Annotated in this window: 1 protein-coding gene; it reads left to right on the top strand. The window is 71.9% G+C overall.

The window, feature by feature from the left end; genetic code table 11:
• On the top strand, positions 1 to 377 hold a 377-nt coding region (locus tag IF89_RS39805; RefSeq protein WP_043195020.1), incomplete at both ends, for a hypothetical protein.

Below are 377 nucleotides of genomic sequence, written 5' to 3'. Positions count from 1 at the left end.
GCTTCACCTACACCACCGAGGTCTCCCTCCTGGGCCCGGACGGCGAGCCGGAGCGCAGGGTGGTCTCCCACTACAACAGCCTCCACCTCCTCACCTCCCAGCAGGTCTACACCTCCGCCCTCGGCAACCGGCCCGCCGGGGAACTGGTCCGCGGCTACAGCTGGCAGCAGGACCCCGCAAGCCCCGTGCCCCCGCCCCGGGACGCGGAACTCCCCGCGGACTGGGCGCTGCCCGTGCGCGAGGCCAGCACCGTCCACAACTCCGCCGGCCAGAAACGGGAAGTGGCGACCGCCGCCGCCTACGACGCCTACGGCCGTGCGGTCAAGACCACCGACGAGACCGGGACGGTCACCGAGACCGTGTACGACCCTGAAGAG

Source organism: Streptomyces sp. NRRL F-2664 (assembly GCF_000719345.1).
Taxonomy (GTDB): Bacteria; Actinomycetota; Actinomycetes; order Streptomycetales; family Streptomycetaceae; genus Streptomyces.
Note: the sequence above shows the minus strand (reverse complement) of the source record. Positions and strands in the feature narration are given on the sequence as shown.